The 17,136-nt window shown below is 47.4% G+C and carries 14 protein-coding genes; 5 read left to right on the forward strand and 9 right to left on the reverse strand.

Annotation, left to right across the window (positions count from 1 at the left end):
* From KNO87_RS12005 to KNO87_RS12015, 3 genes are read right to left on the reverse strand one after another with little or no spacing between them, the layout of a single operon-like run.
* Positions 1-801, reverse strand: a complete 801-nt coding sequence (locus tag KNO87_RS12005; protein WP_214795572.1) for a glycosyltransferase family 2 protein — start codon at positions 799-801, stop codon at positions 1-3.
* Complete coding sequence (locus tag KNO87_RS12010; protein WP_026825527.1) at positions 798-1,046, reverse strand: NifU N-terminal domain-containing protein; 249 nt, start codon at positions 1,044-1,046, stop codon at positions 798-800. The genes KNO87_RS12005 and KNO87_RS12010 overlap by 4 nt, the downstream gene beginning before the upstream one ends.
* Before the next feature lie 12 nt (positions 1,047-1,058).
* Positions 1,059-1,289: a DUF1871 family protein gene (locus KNO87_RS12015; RefSeq protein ID WP_214787185.1), complete on the reverse strand. Its 231-nt coding sequence runs from the start codon at positions 1,287-1,289 to the stop codon at positions 1,059-1,061.
* A 519-nt stretch (positions 1,290-1,808) separates the two neighbouring features.
* Here KNO87_RS12015 and KNO87_RS12020 point away from each other — a divergent pair.
* Genes KNO87_RS12020 through KNO87_RS12030 form a run of 3 tightly spaced genes read left to right on the forward strand, consistent with a single transcriptional unit; the run spans position 1,809 to position 5,629 of the window.
* Complete coding sequence (locus tag KNO87_RS12020) at positions 1,809-4,076, forward strand: ribonucleoside-diphosphate reductase subunit alpha (protein ID WP_256441815.1); 2,268 nt, start codon at positions 1,809-1,811, stop codon at positions 4,074-4,076.
* A 49-nt stretch (positions 4,077-4,125) separates the two neighbouring features.
* Positions 4,126-4,632 carry a flavodoxin domain-containing protein gene (locus KNO87_RS12025; protein WP_214787183.1) on the forward strand — a complete coding sequence of 169 codons (507 nt, stop codon included), beginning with the start codon at positions 4,126-4,128 and terminating at the stop codon, positions 4,630-4,632.
* A complete protein-coding gene (locus KNO87_RS12030; RefSeq protein WP_214795570.1) occupies positions 4,589-5,629 on the forward strand; it encodes a ribonucleotide-diphosphate reductase subunit beta in 1,041 nt (346 codons plus the stop codon). The genes KNO87_RS12025 and KNO87_RS12030 overlap by 44 nt, the downstream gene beginning before the upstream one ends.
* Before the next feature lie 86 nt (positions 5,630-5,715).
* Here the strand turns inward: KNO87_RS12030 and KNO87_RS12035 are convergent, their stop codons facing one another.
* Both KNO87_RS12035 and KNO87_RS12040 read right to left on the reverse strand, forming a co-directional pair.
* On the reverse strand, positions 5,716-7,629 hold the full coding sequence (locus tag KNO87_RS12035; RefSeq protein ID WP_214795568.1) for an N-acetylmuramoyl-L-alanine amidase family protein: 1,914 nt from the start codon (positions 7,627-7,629) through the stop codon (positions 5,716-5,718).
* A gap of 129 nt (positions 7,630-7,758) precedes the next feature.
* Positions 7,759-8,538: a MazG nucleotide pyrophosphohydrolase domain-containing protein gene (locus KNO87_RS12040; protein ID WP_251126816.1), complete on the reverse strand. Its 780-nt coding sequence runs from the start codon at positions 8,536-8,538 to the stop codon at positions 7,759-7,761.
* A gap of 85 nt (positions 8,539-8,623) precedes the next feature.
* Here KNO87_RS12040 and ytvI point away from each other — a divergent pair, with 85 nt between their 5' ends.
* A complete protein-coding gene (gene ytvI, locus KNO87_RS12045) occupies positions 8,624-9,757 on the forward strand; it encodes a sporulation integral membrane protein YtvI (protein ID WP_214795564.1) in 1,134 nt (377 codons plus the stop codon).
* Between the two features lie 10 nt (positions 9,758-9,767).
* Here ytvI and KNO87_RS12050 read toward each other — a convergent pair whose 3' ends face one another.
* Positions 9,768-10,427 carry a DUF429 domain-containing protein gene (locus KNO87_RS12050; RefSeq protein WP_214795562.1) on the reverse strand — a complete coding sequence of 220 codons (660 nt, stop codon included), beginning with the start codon at positions 10,425-10,427 and terminating at the stop codon, positions 9,768-9,770.
* 132 nt (positions 10,428-10,559) lie between these two features.
* Positions 10,560-12,002 (reverse strand): leucyl aminopeptidase, encoded by a 1,443-nt coding sequence (locus tag KNO87_RS12055; RefSeq protein ID WP_214787173.1) that lies wholly within the window; start codon positions 12,000-12,002, stop codon positions 10,560-10,562.
* 325 nt (positions 12,003-12,327) lie between these two features.
* Between KNO87_RS12055 and ptsP the strand changes: the two genes are divergently transcribed.
* The gene (gene ptsP / locus KNO87_RS12060; protein ID WP_214787171.1) at positions 12,328-14,046 is read left to right on the forward strand and encodes a phosphoenolpyruvate--protein phosphotransferase; all 1,719 of its coding nucleotides are present in this window, start codon (positions 12,328-12,330) and stop codon (positions 14,044-14,046) included.
* 50 nt (positions 14,047-14,096) lie between these two features.
* Here the strand turns inward: ptsP and KNO87_RS12065 are convergent, their stop codons facing one another.
* Positions 14,097-14,930, reverse strand: coding sequence for an aldo/keto reductase (locus tag KNO87_RS12065; RefSeq protein WP_214795560.1), 834 nt, complete (start codon positions 14,928-14,930; stop codon positions 14,097-14,099).
* Between the two features lie 124 nt (positions 14,931-15,054).
* A complete protein-coding gene (gene ptsG, locus KNO87_RS12070; RefSeq protein ID WP_196430953.1) occupies positions 15,055-17,094 on the reverse strand; it encodes a glucose-specific PTS transporter subunit IIBC in 2,040 nt (679 codons plus the stop codon).
* Positions 17,095-17,136 lie beyond the last annotated feature (42 nt).

The raw sequence follows: 17,136 nt of genomic DNA on the forward strand, positions 1-17,136 counted from the left end.
TTAATCTCCTTCCGTCCGACCAGGTAACTCGCCTGTGAACGTTCTCTCTGTTTGTCTCACATATGGACGCCGCTCTTCTTGGACCATATGGAAATTCTTCATTCCCATGTCTGTCAGTCGATGCTTCTGACAAAAACGGTCAAAGTAACGACGTCTCGTCTCATCTTGTTTTGCCGATAGGTTGTCTGTCCCATTGAATGCATAGAGAACCGTCGCGCGAGCGGGATGGGACACGGTGAACTTCTCCATGACCCTCAAGAAAAAATCCCAGTCCCAATAATTGTAGACATCCTCATCAAAGAGACCGATTGTCTCGTGGATTGATTTTCGATACATCGTGCCGGACGGAATGAACGTCGAGTCTTTTCGCATCCGCACACGATCGAAGTCATATGCGAATGGTTCCCAGTCAGTCACGGTCCGTCGACCCTCTTTCCATTCAAAACGGAACAACTCAGCATCTGTATAGACGAAATCTGCTTCTTGAAGGTCACGCAAACCATCTTCGATATGCGTTGGCATCAATAAATCATCGTCGTCTAACAATAGGATGACGTCGCCTTTCGCTTCAAGAACGCCACGATTTCGCGCACGGACATGGTGGTTCTCACCGACCTCAAGCACACGCACATCCAATTGATTCAAAAAAGGCGCCAAAATATGCTGTTTTGGCGGCCCTTCATTATTCATGACCAAGACTTCGAACTGCTGAAACGTTTGGACCGTTAAGCTTTCGAGCAGCTCCGTCAATTCCGTCTCACGTTTGTAAGCCGGGATGACGATCGTGACAATCGGGTTCATCCGCGATATGCCGTCTCGACCTGTGGAAGAATTGCTTCCCAGCTCACACCGTTCTCTTTGGAAACAGTCACGAAATCGCCGTATGCAAATACGCTCTCGACGCCTTCAATCTCGACAAGTTTCGCAAGTAGCGGCTGATCTGTCGCTTCTCCCGCTTTCACACTTTGGCTCTTTGCGCCGAATACGTTTTCTGGAAGTGTAACTTTCATCGCATTTGGGTTTGGTGTTGGATCAATTCGTAACATCATTATTCCTCCTTATAGTTGGCAAGATGACGACGCAAGTAGTCGCTGCGCCATCTTGAAGATCTCTTGTTCAGGTGGACACTCATCGAACGCCTCAAGAAACGTACGGTGAATCACCTCGGTCAATTGTTCCGCGGATTCGACATAGGTTAATGCCATCATCACCTCATCGAACTCTGGTCCGTATGAACCTGGTCCATAACCGAGCGGGTCCCATGATAATAATATGTTTTCTGTACGCACTTGTTAAACCCTTCTTTTCGTTGAAATCCATGTCCTACTCCATCAATCTACCTTACTTTTTGTTCGGATACCAGCCTTGACAAATCGATTCACGCATCACGATTTCGTGAAACACTATATCTAGTATTGATTGATTCATGCAGGTATTTCGTTAATCGACATCAAATACAATACATTCGTGCTTAAATCGAGGTCCAAACAAACCTTTTCCGATGATGAAATCGAATTCATCTTGTTGTGAAAGAACGAGCAAATAGTGTCACTAAATATTTTTCATCTCAGATCTCTGTCTCAAATTGGGTCATGAAGCCCTTTTTGAACAAAAGCAAAAGAACGTCTCGCACATTCGAGAATGTCAAGGATTGAAAAACTAAATATAGGTGTTTTATGATTAAAAAGATAAAAATGTGTCAATATATAGTTAACAGCTATTTTGAGCGTTGATACATTATTGTGACAGGTTAGGAAGTTCTTATTATACTTTCATAACGTCTACATCTATTAAAGGAGTGATCAATTTTGACATCCCCTATCCATCACGAGACGATGCTACCAGCGGCACCAACGCTTGCTGACGTCGCTTCTCTTATTCAATCTATCCAAACACGGTATCCTCATTTAAGTGTACAGCGTTACGAGGAACGCGCGATTCGGGCGCTCGAGACGAAGACGCTAACACAAGATGTAGTATATGACTTATTGACGATGCATGCGCTCGATATGTTGAAAGCCGAAGAACCGGACTGGACGTTCGTGGCGACCGAGATGTATTTGAACCGTCTCTATCTCGAGGCGGCACGCAATCGTGGCTATGATGCGTCGATGCGCTACGGCAACTTCTATCATTTGATTGAGACGTTGACGTCAAAACGCATCTTCACTTCAGCACTGCTCGATACGTATTCAAAAGAAGATATGGACCACCTCGAGACATTGATTGATCCGTCTCGCGACCGTCTCTTCACGTATATCGGACTTCGCACACTATCAGACCGTTATCTCGGTCGCGATCATGTAAAGAACTTGTACGAGCTCCCACAAGAGCGGTTCATGGTCATCGCGATGACCCTCATGCAAAAAGAGGATGAAAAGACTCGCCTCAAACTCGTGGAAGAAGCGTACTGGGCGCTCTCAAATCTTTACATGACCGTCGCAACGCCGACGTTATCAAATGCTGGTAAATCATACGGTCAGCTCAGTTCTTGCTTTATCGATACAGTCGATGACTCGCTTCGCGGAATTTACGATTCCAACACGGACGTGGCGACACTTTCAAAAGGTGGCGGCGGAATCGGTGTCTATCTCGGTAAAATCCGCTCACGTGGAAGTGACATCAAAGGATTTAAAGGCGTCTCAAGCGGAGCCCTCCCTTGGATGAAACAACTGAACAATACGGCCGTCTCCGTTGACCAGCTCGGTATGCGCCAAGGTTCGATTGCTGTATATCTAGACATTTGGCACAAAGATATCTTTGAATTTCTAGATGCGAAGTTAAATAACGGCGATGAGCGTCTTCGGACACACGACTTGTTCACGGGTGTCTGCTTACCGGACCTCTTCATGCGGACGGTCGAAGCGCGTGGTGAATGGCACTTGTTCGACCCACATGAGATTCGCACGGTAATGGGCTACAGCCTCGAAGACTACTTTGACGAAACGGAGAACGGGGGTAGCTTCACTGAGAAGTATATGGAGTGTGTCAACACGCCAGAATTGTCTCGCGTAACGGTCCCTGCCATCGACCTCGTGAAACGTTACATGCGTTCGCAGCTTGAGACGGGAACACCGTATATGTTCTTCCGTGACGCCGTGAACCGTGCCAACCCGAACAAACACGCGGGTATGATTTATAGTTCGAACCTCTGCTCAGAGATCGCACAAAACATGTCGGCAACGACAATTGAAGAAGAGTACACACAAGACGGGAAAATCGTCATCACAAAAACTCCAGGTGATTTCGTCGTCTGTAACTTGAGTTCAATCGCACTCGCCCGTGCGGTGAAAGCAGACGTGCTCGAACGCCTCATCCCGGTTCAAATGCGTATGCTCGACAATGTCATCGACTTGAACACCATTGAAGTGCCACAAGCGATGATCACGAACCAAAAATATCGTGCTGTCGGTCTTGGTACATTCGGATGGCATCATTTGCTCGCTCTCGAAGGAATCCGCTGGGAGTCGGTCGACGCCGTACAGTATGCGGAAAAACTCTACGAAAAGATTGCTTATCTCACGATTCAAGCATCGATGGAACTCGCTAAGGAAAAAGGTGCATTCGGTGTCTTCGAAGGATCGGAATGGCACACAGGTGAGTACTTCAAACGCCGTAACTATCGTTCGCACGACGACTTGGATTGGGACGGCCTCGCTGAAGCCGTTCATCAAAATGGTGTCCGTAACGCCTATATGATGGCTGTCGCGCCGAACTCTTCGACTGCAATCATCGCCGGTAGTACTGCTTCGATTGACCCGGTTTACAAGAAAGTCTATTCGGAAGAGAAGAAGAACTATAAAATCCCGGTCACAGTGCCTGATTTGACACCTGAGACGAACTGGTTCTATAAATCTGCTTTCGAAGTCGATCAATTGTGGAGCATCCGTCAGAACGCATCGCGTCAACGCCACATCGACCAAGCAATCAGCTTTAACTTGTACGTCAAGAACGATGTGAAAGCGACAGAGCTTCTTGCGATGCACCTAGAAGCTTGGTCTCTCGGCATGAAATCGATTTACTACACACGTTCAACGACCGTTGAAGTAGATGAATGTGAGTCTTGTGCCTCATAAACAGATTGGATAACGAATTTGTCCGTTTTTAAGAAAGGTGGTTTACGACATGAACATTGCAATCATTTGTCATTCGATGAGCGGAAACACGGAAGAAGTGGCAACGCTCATCGAGTCGACCCACCATCATCGCGGCGACCACGTCGTCCGCTACGATGCCGATCGGGTCGGGTATCGGGAAGCTCGGTCTCTCGCTTCGTGCGACCTCGTCTATTTCGGGTCCTACACATGGGCAGACGGTATCCTACCGGACGAAATGAAAGACACGTTCCGCCTCGTCCTGAAGGAATTGAATGTACCGATTCGTCAGGCAGCGGTATTTGGGACGGGTGACAAAATGTTTGTTCACTTCTGCCGAGCTGTCGACGAGATGGCGTACCACCTTTCAAAATACGGAATCCCGCTCGCCGGTGAATTGCTCAAAATCGAGCAGTCACCTCGTAACCAACCGTTCAACGTCCAGCACTGGGCAGAACGGATGGCTCAGAATGTAGAAGAAGGAGTCATGCATCATGTCGATTCAGAAAATCAAATTATTGTCGCCCAAACATCCTAACCGGGCAACGGCCATCATCGGTGGCGAAACAAGTTCAATCGTGAACTGGAACGATATCGCGTATCCTCAGTTCTATACGATTTACAAACAATTGCTTTCAAACTTTTGGATCCCAGATGAGATCTCGATGTCTAAAGATATGCAACAGTGGCCACAACTGACGGAACGTGAACAAGACGCGTTCAAACGGATCATCGGCCTCTTATCGATTCTCGATTCTGTCCAGACACGATACATTCTCGAATCGTCGATGTTCTCATCAGATTCATCCGTGCACGCGGTACTCGCCGTCATCGCACAACAAGAAGTCGTGCACAACCAATCGTATAGTTACGTTCTCTCGAGCCTTGTGCCGCTCGCCGAACAAAATCGCATCTTTGACATTGCGAAAGATGACGAGATGGTCATGAAACGCAACCAATTCATCCTGGACTTATATGAAGAGTTCCGCGACACGCCAAATGCGGAGAATTTCGCTAAATCACTCGTTGCCTCAGTTATTTTAGAAGGCATCAACTTCTATTCCGGATTCGCCTACTTCTATAACCTTGCCCGTCATCAAAAGATGGTCGGTACGTCAACGATGATCAGTTACATTCAGCGTGACGAGATGCAACACTCATACTTCATTAGCCAGTTGCTCCGTGCCGTGTTGACGGAAAATCCAAAGATCGATGCAGACGGGCAGTTCAGCCAGTTCGTATACGATACGATGTCAGAGGCCGTCGACCTCGAGATCGAATGGTGCGAGTACGTACTTCGCGACCTCGACGGACTCGACGTCAGTGAGATGCGTGATTACGTTAAATACTTGGCAAACAAACGCTTACGCGTAATCGGTCTGAATGACTTGTATGAAGGATACGATGAAGATGTCATGCCATGGATTCGTGCGTATTCAGACGACTCCCTCAACGCAACGAAATCTGATTTCTTTGAACAGAAATCGCGTTCGTATGCGAAAGTGACAGACGCGAACGGTTTCGACGACTTGTAAGATCATCTGTAAACCGAACCTTTACGAGGTTCGGTTTTTTTGATGCAACAAAAAAACCTTAGACAGGATCGTCTAAGGTTCTCGAATCAATGGTATGTTTGTACGTATTTGGCGATTCCTTCCGCAACACCTTCTGCCATACGCTGGCGAGATGCGTCACTGCGAAGATATGTCAAATCCGTAGGAGAAGAGATGAATCCAAGTTCAACGAGCGCAGATGGCATCGTATTATACGTGATGACGTAATAGTTTGCCGTCTTCACACCTCGGTTCGACATCCCGCTCATCTTCCCAGCTAAATTACTTTGAATGTTTGAGGCCAACACGCTGCTGCGTGCACTGTGGGCTGAACGTGTCGAGTAGAATGTTTCCACCCCTTTAGCTGCTGATGAACCCGCCGCGTTGACGTGCATGCTCACGAATAAGTCACCACGCAATGACTTCGCTGCAGCGACACGTTGATCAAGTGTCAAGTAGACATCTGTCGAACGTGTAAGGCGAACCGTATAACCGTATTTCGAACGAAGATATGCTTCCACACGTTGTGTGACATCTAGTACAATCGTCTTTTCATAGAGCGAACCGTTCACAGCTCCCGGGTCTTTCCCACCATGTCCAGGATCTAGCACAATGACAGCTCCAGAAGATTCACTTGGTTTTGACGACGAGACGAAAGCTGAAGAAACGTAAGCATCTTTACCATTGTATTTGATTTTGTGGAAACCATTAATTGTCCCATAGTGAGGAACGGCCGTACCGTGATCGAGCTTCCCTACTACATTCGAGTTAAGACTAGCTTGAGAACGTACATTTAACACATCACCTGGTGTATTAATATATACTGTTCCTTTTGGTGCTGCTTCAGGTGCAGCCGGAGCTTTTCCAGCAGTCAACCATGAGCTTGCCGTGTAGTAGACTTTCGACCCGATATGAACCGTCGACCAGCTTGCATTATACGACTTGTATGATACCGCTGTGTATTTCGGAAGAACAAGTTGAACTGGCGAACTTTGATGCGTTCTTCCGAACAAGTTGACGTTTCGGTTTGCGTATCCTTCAGTCAATCCGTCGTTTGGTTCCGTTGTTGTAGGTGGCTGTATTTCCGTTTTAGAAGTTGAGATCCAAGCTGTCGGTGTATAGTATGTCTCATTCCCGATATACACCGTCGACCAACTTGAATTGTACTTGCTTGAAACGACTGCAGTATTGATTGGCAATACTTTAGCTACGCTAGAACTTTGGCTCCGCATCACGAATAGTTTTAAATCTCGGTTTGCGTAACCATTCTCTTTGACAATCTGTGGCTTGAGTGACCCAGGTGTGATCCACGAAGTTGGCGTATAGTATGTCGAGCTTCCAATATAAACGGTTGACCAGCTTGAGTTGTACTTGCTCGACGTGACGACCGTATGTTTCGGCAATACTTTTTGGACAGGCGAACTTTGACTCCGCATCGCAAACAATTTCATCTCGCGGTTTGCGTAACCTTCTGTTCGGTTCACAGTTGCATCAGACAACTTTGGTGCGATATACATCTTCGCAGCATAGTACGTCTTACCGTTCAAGTAAACTTTCGCCCATGAAGAATTATGAACGGCATACTTTACTTCAGTCCCTTTTTTCAACGTCGTGACAATACTGGCTGCACGATGTGATGTGACACGGATATTCAAATTGACGGTTGTCACACCGGTTGAAGTTGCCGACTGAGTCGTCAACGAACTAGACGAAGAAGAAAGTTTGCGAATGTACTGTGCCGATGCATAATATGTACGACTATCGACATACACCTTATGCCAGGACTGATTATATGTCCCGTATTTCACTTTCGTGCCTTTCGGCAATGTCTTGACGACTGCTCCGCTCAAACTTGGTGTTGAACGAATATTCAAATTCACAGTGGTCTCCCCATCGTACGTTGCGGCTTCAACTGAAGGAAGTTGCATTCCAAATAAGAGAACCGTTAAGATGAGTGCGATTTTTACGAGCTTCATTTTCATCCAAAATATTCCTTTCTTCTAGCGGCATTTCCTACTAACAACAATTTCATATTAGCATAATGCTTTTTTAAAAAAAGTAAATATTTGAAAATAAGATGAATGTTTTTGATAAAAAGGTAAATGTTTTTATTATTGGGGTTTGACGACTAAAAAATGATGTGTCCCGTAAGCTTCTTCTACAATATGAAAGCTTTCAGGAATCTTATATTGTTGATCTCGATCATATAAAAGACCATCAGTTGGTTGTGGAATCACAAATCCATCTAGTCCCTCGATATGAGCAATTTTTATAAAGCGTGCTAAATGTTTCTCTCTCTCCATATATCGGTCGAATCGCTCAAAAGGTTTAGGTTCAATCCCACCCCAATAGCGACCAAATTGATAAGCAATATACGTTCTGACCGAATCTTCCGTAATCGGGTCTGGCGTATGATCGAATCGCCCGAAGTCACGTGTCGACTTTTCATCAATCAACGCATATAACGAGTCAAACAATTCATAGTTACATTGCTCCCCTAAAGAAATCACGGCACGTTGTAATTGTTCAATATGCAGTTGCAATGAAGCACCTTGACGATTCGGCTTTAGCTTTTTATCCCCTTCGTACGCATTCAATATCCGCGCCACTTCGCCCGCCTCTTCTACGATTTGGAAATATAGCTGTTCTTTCGTCACTTCCCCTCCATTCACTTCTGGTTGTTGGAGTGAGATGGCATACTGGTTTGCGAGACACGTGGAAATGACAAGGACATCGAGCAACTCCTCTTTTAGCTCATCCGCTGTTCCTTTCCGCATCGCTCCCCCGACTTCTCCGACTTCTTCTAACAATCGTGCCAGACCCGATAATGGCCTCCAGTAGCCTCCCAAATGAAGAATCATCGCATCAATTTTTTGTTGAATCTCTCTCATGTTCATTCACCTATCTTTCTGCTTTATTTACCGTCTACATGATATACTATGCTCAATCTAACTGTCCGGAAAGGGTGGGTTTTTCATGTCTTCGGTAAGACTTTGGCAACTGCTTCGGTTCGTGCTCGTCGTGATCGGCTTATTTTTGGTTACGTGGGTATTGAACATCCTCTTCGAATATACGTACCCGTTCGTCTTTGCCTTACTCTTATCTCTCTTGACGGTCCCACTCGTCAATTTTTTTGAGCGAAAAACCAATATGCCACGAGCTCTCGGGACACTTATTTCTTTATTGTTCGTCCTCAGCATCGTCATCGGCATCATCACTATCGTCATCATCCAATTGATCCATTATGCGACGATCGCAGCGGAGCGACTTCCTGAACAAATCCAAACGTTCACCGAATACGTCCAACGGCTATTCAATGAAAAAATTGCACCACTCGTCAATGACGCGTACGAGAGCTATCAACAGTTGAATCCCGGTCAGACGACATCACTAGAAGGCGGCATTACAGAAATCGGCGTTCAACTTGCAGCAGCAATCGGGGTGTTATCCCGTGGTGTGGCTAGTGTGCTACAAAACATGTTGGCAGCACTACCGCTTGTCCTGTTGCTCGTTGTCGTCATTGTGCTCGCCTGGTTCTTTATCACAAAAGATTGGCCGTCCTATGTGACCTCACTCAATCGACTCAATGAACGTAAAGGCTTTAAAGAGTTCGAGGAAGTGATGATCAACTTGAAGTCCGCTCTATTCGGTTACGTCCGAGCACAACTTACACTCATCTCCATCACGTTCGGGATCGTATTGGTCGGTATGTTCATTCTCCGAGTCGACAACCCGCTTTCATTCGCTTTACTCGCGGGATTCTTCGACCTCTTGCCCTATTTAGGCGTCGGGACACTACTCATTCCATGGGCCGCCTATGCTGCAGTTTCAGGTGATTGGTTCGTCGCCATTGGGTTGGTTGTGCTATATATCATTGTCATCGTTCAGCGAAACTTAGCCGAACCAAAGATTGTCGGTTCCCATATCGGGTTGAACCCGCTTGCCGCACTCATCTCGATTTTTGTCGGTCTAAAACTATTCGGTGTATTCGGCTTTATCTTAGGCCCAGTGCTCGCCGTACTGTTAAAGGCTGTCTACAACGCCAAAGTCTTTCATTATATGTGGCGGTTCATCGTCGGACCGTCTGCCACGACAACAAAAGAGCGATGAAATCAATATTTCATCGCTCTTTTTTCATTTGAGGTACAGCCACTATCGGTTCATTCGCCTCTTCAGGGTGTAACGAAAGACCACTTGTTCCCGCTTCATAGGCGGCTACCGCCAGAATACAGGCATCGATTATGTCGTCTACTTGGACGTTCGACATCTTCCATTTCCACGGAGAACTCTTCGAGTACTTTCGAAGTAACTCGATTCGCTCCTCCTGACCTTCGGCTGTCTTTTTCGAATGACTTGCCTCACGCCCCATCATGACCGAGAAACAGACCTCCGGATGAGATTCATAAACGTTCTCAGCCTCCACTTGTTGGAACTCACGGATACGCGGGACTAAATTCCACGCCTGTTTGCTGATCCCTTTACTGATTAGCGTCCGACTTTTTTCGTTCGCTTCCTCGTATGTCGCTTCATGAAGGACTTCTTGAATCGGCGGGGTAAAGACGGAAGACTTCCGCTCTACAAGTTGACTCCGCATCCAAGCGTCGCATGCTCGACTCGATTGGTCGACCGTCCCTAAATCTTTTGGCATATCTACAAAATGCATGGCACCGTCAATAAACAACTCTTCTAGCGATTCTGAAATCGTCAAGCATAAAGAAATGCTATCGTATGTGATGCGTACCCAGCCACCACGTGCGCCATCAATTCCTACTCCTACCATGTCGTACCTCCTGTAACATCATCAACACGCCGAACACGGCGAAAAATACTGTACATCCTAACCAAATTCGGTTCGGCCAAACTGTGTAGGCAAAGCCACACAGAATAGCCAAACCGATTAAGAGGAGCGCTCTTAACGCTCCCACGTTTCAATCATCCGGGCAAGCGTTCGAACCATTACGCCAGTCGGGCCTTTCGGACCGAGGTCGTTCGCTGCCGCACGCTCGCTCGTGCCCGCGATATCAAGATGAAGCCACGGTGTGTCGCCGACAAATTCGCCGACAAACGCTCCACCGAAAATCATGTGTCCGAATCGACCTGGCGAGTTGTTCAAGTCGGCCACTTCTGACTTTCTAACTTTGTCGATGAAGACATCAAAGTAAGGCATTTGCCAAACGAGCTCATTCGTCTCGCGGCTCGCTTCTTCAAGTGCCCGATAGAGTGTATCATCGTTCGTCAGACAGCCTGTGACGTCCGTACCGAGCGCGACGAGTACCCCACCTGTAAGCGTAGCTACGTCGATGATGGCTTTAGGTTCATACGTTTTCGCAAACGTGACGGCATCCGCTAGGACAAGTCGTCCTTCTGCGTCCGTATTCAACACTTCAATCGTTTTTCCGTTCATTGCCGTGATGACATCATCCGGTTTGAAAGCGTCGCCTGAGATCATGTTGTCGGTCGCCCCGATGATCCCGATGACGTTTTTATTCGGGCGTGTGCGTCCGAGTGTCTCGAATAAACCGAGGACGGTAGCCGCACCACCCATATCCCCTTTCATCCCAACGATGCCATCTTTCGGTTTAATCGAATAGCCACCTGTATCGAATGTGACACCTTTGCCGACAACCGCAATCGGAGCTTCTTCATCTGCGCCACGATATTCTAACACGATCAACTTTGGCGGGATTGTCGAGCCTTGGTTCACAGCGAGCAACGCCCCCATTCCGAGGCCTTCCATTTCTTCTTTTTCTAAAACTCGGTATTTGAAATCATGACGTTTCGCTAACTCCACTGCATAATCCGCCAAACTTTCTGCTGTTAAGATGTTAGCCGGCATCATTGTCAACGTTCGTGCGACGTTGACCCCTTTTCCATAAGCAACACCTGCGTCGATATCCTCTTGCAACACATCGCCAAGGAGCGTGATTGTCGGTTCTTCGATTGTTTGTTTCGGCTCTGACTTGTATGTAGGATGGGCATACGTCGCCATTTCAAATGCTTCTGTGAACGTGCGAGCCGCGTCGTTCGTGAACGTGTCGAGTGCGACCGCAACGTCCTTCAGACCACGTGCGTGGACGAGTTTCGACACTTTCCCGAACCAGTTTCGAACATTCTCCGTCGTAATATCGTTGCGTTGACCGAGCCCGACAAATAAGACACGTGCCGTTTCCCCAGCGAACGTTGGCAATAATGTCACTTCTCCTGTTTTCGTAGAGAGGTCTCCTGATTGAATGAGTGCTTTCACACGTCCACCGAACAATGTGTCGAGCCCTTCATCGATTGAATCAGCCGCTCCGATTCCGACGACCATCGTGTCATATGAATCTGTCCAATTTAATTGAGCAATTTGATACATGTTGCCACTTCCCTTCTTTATATATGGTAAGCATAGCGAACTTCTCCAAAATAATGAAATAGTATGCGTAAGAGTCAAGAAATCTTCGAATTCATGGGCTATCTCCTCGTTGTGACGTTGTTTTATTTTATGATAGGATAAGAAAGTACGCAATCGGGCTTCTCTTCATCGTGAAGTGAGGCCAATTTGACTGGTCGAGGCTTCCCCTAGTCGTAGACCGTTGCTACTTTAACTTTCTCCGTTCTCGTTAATTCTTTTTTCTTTTCGGGTATGAAGTAACGAGGCAGGAAAGTACACTATTTCTTTGAAAAGAGGGACTACGCTTATGTCACACATTAAAGGTATTGGTGCATCTGCAGGAATCGCAGTTGCAAAAGCATTCGTCATGGAGACACCTTCATTCGATATCCCATCACACAAGGTTGAAGATGTCGCTGCAGAAAAGGCACGTTTCCAAGATGCAATCGCACAATCTAAAACGGAGCTTGAAGAAATCCGCGAACACACGCTTCGTGAACTTGGTCCAGACAAAGCCGAGATTTTCTCAGCTCACCTTTTAATCGTTGAGGACCCAGAAATCGTTTCGCAAGTGAACGATAAAATTGAAAGCGAAAACATGAATGCTGCGAAAGCACTCGACGAAGTCGCACAAACAATGATCATGATTTTCGAATCGATGGACAACGAGTACATGCGCGAGCGTGCAGCTGACGTTCGTGACGTGACAAAACGTGTTTTGGCTCATATTCTCGGGGTGACGTTCGTGACACCTGCATCGATCTCTGAAGAAGTCATCATCATCGCCGAAGACTTGACACCTTCAGACACGGCGCAACTTAACCGTAAATACGTCAAAGGGTTCGCGACAAACATCGGTGGACGTACATCACACTCTGCCATCATGTCACGTTCACTTGAAATTCCAGCGGTCGTTGGAACGAAAGTGGCCCTTGAAGAAATCAAAAACGGTGACCTCGTCATCATCGACGGTACGGAAGGTGACGTTTTCGTCAACCCTTCAGAAGACCTCGTCAAAGAGTATGAAGGCAAACGTGCTGATTTCGAAGCTTACAAAGAAGAGTTGAAGCAACTCGTCAATGAAGAGTCTGTCACAGCAGACGGTCATAAAGTGAAGCTCGCAGCGAACATCGGTACGCCAAACGACTTAGAAGGCGTTTTGAAAAACGGTTCAGACGCAATCGGTCTTTATCGTACAGAGTTCTTATACATGGACTCTGAAACATTCCCGACAGAAGAAGAGCAGTACACAGCATACAAAACGGTTCTTGAAGGTATGGAAGGCAAGCAAGTCGTCATCCGTACACTCGACATCGGTGGCGACAAAGAATTGTCTTACCTCGACCTCCCGAAAGAGATGAACCCGTTCCTCGGCTATCGTGCGATTCGCCTTTGCCTCGAGGAAACTGATTTGTTCCGCACACAACTTCGTGCCCTTCTCCGCGCGTCAGCTCATGGTAACCTCGCGATCATGTTCCCAATGATTGCGACACTTGAAGAGTTCCGCGCAGCGAAAGCCCTTCTCCTTGAAGAAGAAGCGAAGTTGAAAGAAGAAGGAATCGAAGTCGGTCAATATGAAACAGGGATGATGGTTGAGATTCCATCAACGGCTGTCATGGCGAAACAATTCGCAAAAGAAGTCGACTTCTTCTCAGTCGGTACAAACGACTTGATTCAATACACGATGGCGGCTGACCGCATGAACGAAAAAGTATCTTACTTGTACCAACCGTTCAACCCTGCCATCTTGAACCTTCTCCACAATGTCATCACAGAGGCACACAAAGCTGGCAAATGGGTCGGTATGTGTGGAGAGATGGCCGGAGAAGAGCTCGCGATTCCTATCCTTCTCGGTCTCGGACTCGATGAATTCTCAATGTCTGCTTCAAGCGTCCTTCGTGCACGTAGCCTCGTGAAACGCTTGACGAAGACAGAGACAGAATCAATCGTCAACGAAGTCCTCAACATGGATACAGCTGAAGAAGTCGTGAACTTCCTTAGCGAAAAGTTCGACATTAAAAAATAACGTCAAAAATCCTTCTCTCGCCCGAGAGAAGGATTTTTTTACATACCTATTCAGAAATCGAAATCGTCTGGGTCCGGACCGACACGTTTATGCTGATCGAGTGCATCGATTCGATTCATTTGCTCATCGCTCAACTCAAAGTCATATAAGTTGAAGTTTTCTTCGATACGATGTGATTTGACGGATTTCGGAATGATGACCCACCCTGTCTGAAGATGCCAGCGTAAGATCACTTGGGCGACAGAACGCTCCACTTCTTTCGCAATCTCTACTAACGTCGGTTCTTCAAACAACCCACCTTGCATGAGCGGTGCCCAAGCGACTGGTACGATTCCATGCTCGCTCATATACGAGGACAACTCGGTTTGACGTAGCAGTGGATGCCGCTCGACTTGGTTCACTGCTGGAACAAGTTCACTGTTCACAGCCAAGGTCTCAAGGTGATGTGCCTGGAAGTTACTCACTCCGACCGCTCCGACACGTCCGTCTCGATACAATTGTTCAAGCGCGCTCCAAGAGTCAACGATTTTGTCTTCCACCGGCCAATGGATCAAATACAAATCCAATTGTTCTAAGCCGAGGCGTTCGAGTGAAGCTTCATACGCAGCGATGGCGGCATCATATCCTTGATCGGCATTCCATAGCTTCGACGTAATGAACAAATCATCCCGGGAAATATTCGCAATCTCCATCCCTTTCCGAATTCCGATTCCGACACCTTCCTCGTTCTCGTAAACGGCTGCCGTATCGATATGGCGGTAGCCTTGACGAATCGCTTCCACGACGGCATCGATGACCGTATCCCCGTCTTCTACTTTGAAGACACCAAGTCCAATAGCAGGAATGGCTTTCTGACCGTGATTTAACTGTATCGATTGTTTCATTCGTACCCCTTCTTTCGTGAGAATTCTCCTCCACTATAAATGGGATTCTCACTTTCTGGAATAAGGCACATTGAGGTAACTACAAAAAAACCGCCCCATTGCTGGAGCGGCGTGTAACACATGTTTATTCTGGACCTCTGTCATCGGCTCTAAAATCGAGCGCTTCACCTGCGACGACTGTCTCACCAAACGGTACGACGACAACTTTTCCGTCTCCGTTTGTCCAAATGATTGGTGTGATGAGTGATGGTACTTTATCGCGAATTGCGCTGAGATCGACTTCAAGAAGTACGTCTCCTGCTTCGACCCGTGCGCCCTCCTCTACTTTCGCAGTGAATCCTTCCCCTTTCAGGTTGACCGTATCGAGACCGACGTGAATCAACAGTTCGCGTCCATCGTCAGCCAAGATACCGATCGCGTGTTTCGTCGGGAAGAATGTCGTGATTTGACCGGTCACCGGTGAAACGACCTGACCTGAGCTTGGTTCAATCGCAAATCCTTCTCCCATCATGCGACCCGAGAAGACTTGGTCCGGTACATCATCGAGTGAGAGCAATACACCTGACATCGGAGCGAGGAAGCGATGATCGGCTTGTTCAGCCGCTTCCGGTGTGATCACAGCTTTCTCAACTTTTTCTTTCGGTTTATACTCGCCACCTTCGATGATGGTCGCGATTTGTGATTTGAGCGTATCCGATTTCGGTCCAAAGATGGCCTGAATGTTATCCCCTACCTCAAGGACACCGGCAGCACCGAGTGTTTTCAGTAGGTCTTTGTCAACTTGCTTCACGTCATTTACGGTGACACGAAGTCGCGTGATACAAGCATCCAAATGTTTGATGTTTTCAGGTCCGCCAAGTCCGACGAGCACTTCATATGGCAAGTCGTCCCCAATACCTGCTTTGTCCCCTTTCGTGCCGGTCTGAACGTCACGTCCAGGGATTTTCAGATCGAATTTCGTAATGGCGAATCGGAATCCAAAGTAATAGATGACCGCAAAGACGAGCCCGACCGGAATGACGAGCCACCAGGCCGTCCGGTTCGGCAAGACACCGAAGAGAAGATAGTCAATGAGACCGCCCGAGAAGGTCATCCCAATCTTGACGTTCAGTAAATGCATCGTCATGAAGGAGAGCCCAGCAAAGACGGCGTGAATTCCGAAGAGAAGTGGTGCTACGAAAACAAATGAGAATTCGACTGGTTCTGTGATCCCAGTCAAGAATGATGTGAGGGCAGCTGAGAAATAGAGACCTTCGACATCTTTCCGACGTTCTTTCGGAACCGTATGGAACATGGCGAGACAGGCAGCTGGCAATCCGAACATCATGAACGGGAATTTCCCGGTCATGTACGTACCAGCAGTGAACTCGACGCCGTCACGTAGTTGCGCAAAGAAGATCCGCTGGTCCCCTTGTACGAGATCACCCGCTTGGTTCGTGTATTCACCGAACTGGAACCAGAACGGAGAATACCAAATATGGTGAAGACCGAACGGAATCAAGGAACGTTCTACCAATCCAAAGATAAATGCTGATAAGGCAACGTTTGCCTCAATGACCGTACTTGAGAACGTATTGATCGCATTCCCGATCGGTGGCCATATATAAGCGAGCGCAATCCCGATAATCAAACTGAATGCGGCCGTCGCAATTGGGACGAACCGCTTCCCGGCAAAGAATCCTAAGAAATCTGGCAACTTGATATTGAAATACTTGTTGTACGCATATGCTGCAACAAGACCTGCGATAATACCCCCGAATACCCCCATTTGGAGTGTCGGAATCCCGAGAACGGTTGCATACTGCGGGTCGCCCTGAGCAATTTCCGCGGTAATCCCGTTCCACGTGCTAATAACTTTGTTCATGATCAAATAACCGACAATGGCTGCTAGACCAGCAACCCCATCACCATTCGCAAGGCCGATTGCGACCCCGACGGCAAACAGTAACCCTAAGTTTGCGAAGACGATGTCCCCGGCATCTGTCATGACTTGCCAAATCAGGACAAGTGAGTCATTCGCCAGAAACGGGAGCAATTCAACGAGGTCCGGGTTTTGGAATGCGGTACCAAACGCCAAGAGAAGACCGGCTGCCGGTAAGATCGCAACCGGAAGCATGAGTGCTTTCCCGACCCGTTGTAAAACGCCAAACACTTTCTTCCACATCATGGTTCCCTCCTTTGTCAGAATACTTACTTTTTCCCTCTA

This window comes from Exiguobacterium sp. s34, assembly GCF_018617435.1.
Taxonomy (GTDB): domain Bacteria; phylum Bacillota; class Bacilli; order Exiguobacteriales; family Exiguobacteriaceae; genus Exiguobacterium; species Exiguobacterium aestuarii.

Bases quoted from the DNA above. Each gene is read 5' to 3' on its own strand.
- KNO87_RS12005 (WP_214795572.1), bottom strand. From the start codon at position 801: ATGAACCCGATTGTCACGATCGTCATCCCGGCTTACAAACGTGAGACG.
- KNO87_RS12010 (WP_026825527.1), bottom strand. From the start codon at position 1,046: ATGTTACGAATTGATCCAACACCAAACCCAAATGCGATGAAAGTTACA.
- KNO87_RS12025 (WP_214787183.1), top strand. From the start codon at position 4,126: ATGAACATTGCAATCATTTGTCATTCGATGAGCGGAAACACGGAAGAA.
- KNO87_RS12030 (WP_214795570.1), top strand. From the start codon at position 4,589: ATGTCGATTCAGAAAATCAAATTATTGTCGCCCAAACATCCTAACCGG.
- KNO87_RS12035 (WP_214795568.1), bottom strand. From the start codon at position 7,629: ATGAAAATGAAGCTCGTAAAAATCGCACTCATCTTAACGGTTCTCTTA.
- KNO87_RS12040 (WP_251126816.1), bottom strand. From the start codon at position 8,538: ATGAGAGAGATTCAACAAAAAATTGATGCGATGATTCTTCATTTGGGA.
- ytvI (WP_214795564.1), top strand. From the start codon at position 8,624: ATGTCTTCGGTAAGACTTTGGCAACTGCTTCGGTTCGTGCTCGTCGTG.
- KNO87_RS12050 (WP_214795562.1), bottom strand. From the start codon at position 10,427: ATGGTAGGAGTAGGAATTGATGGCGCACGTGGTGGCTGGGTACGCATC.
- KNO87_RS12055 (WP_214787173.1), bottom strand. From the start codon at position 12,002: ATGTATCAAATTGCTCAATTAAATTGGACAGATTCATATGACACGATG.
- ptsP (WP_214787171.1), top strand. From the start codon at position 12,328: ATGTCACACATTAAAGGTATTGGTGCATCTGCAGGAATCGCAGTTGCA.
- KNO87_RS12065 (WP_214795560.1), bottom strand. From the start codon at position 14,930: ATGAAACAATCGATACAGTTAAATCACGGTCAGAAAGCCATTCCTGCT.
- ptsG (WP_196430953.1), bottom strand. From the start codon at position 17,094: ATGTGGAAGAAAGTGTTTGGCGTTTTACAACGGGTCGGGAAAGCACTC.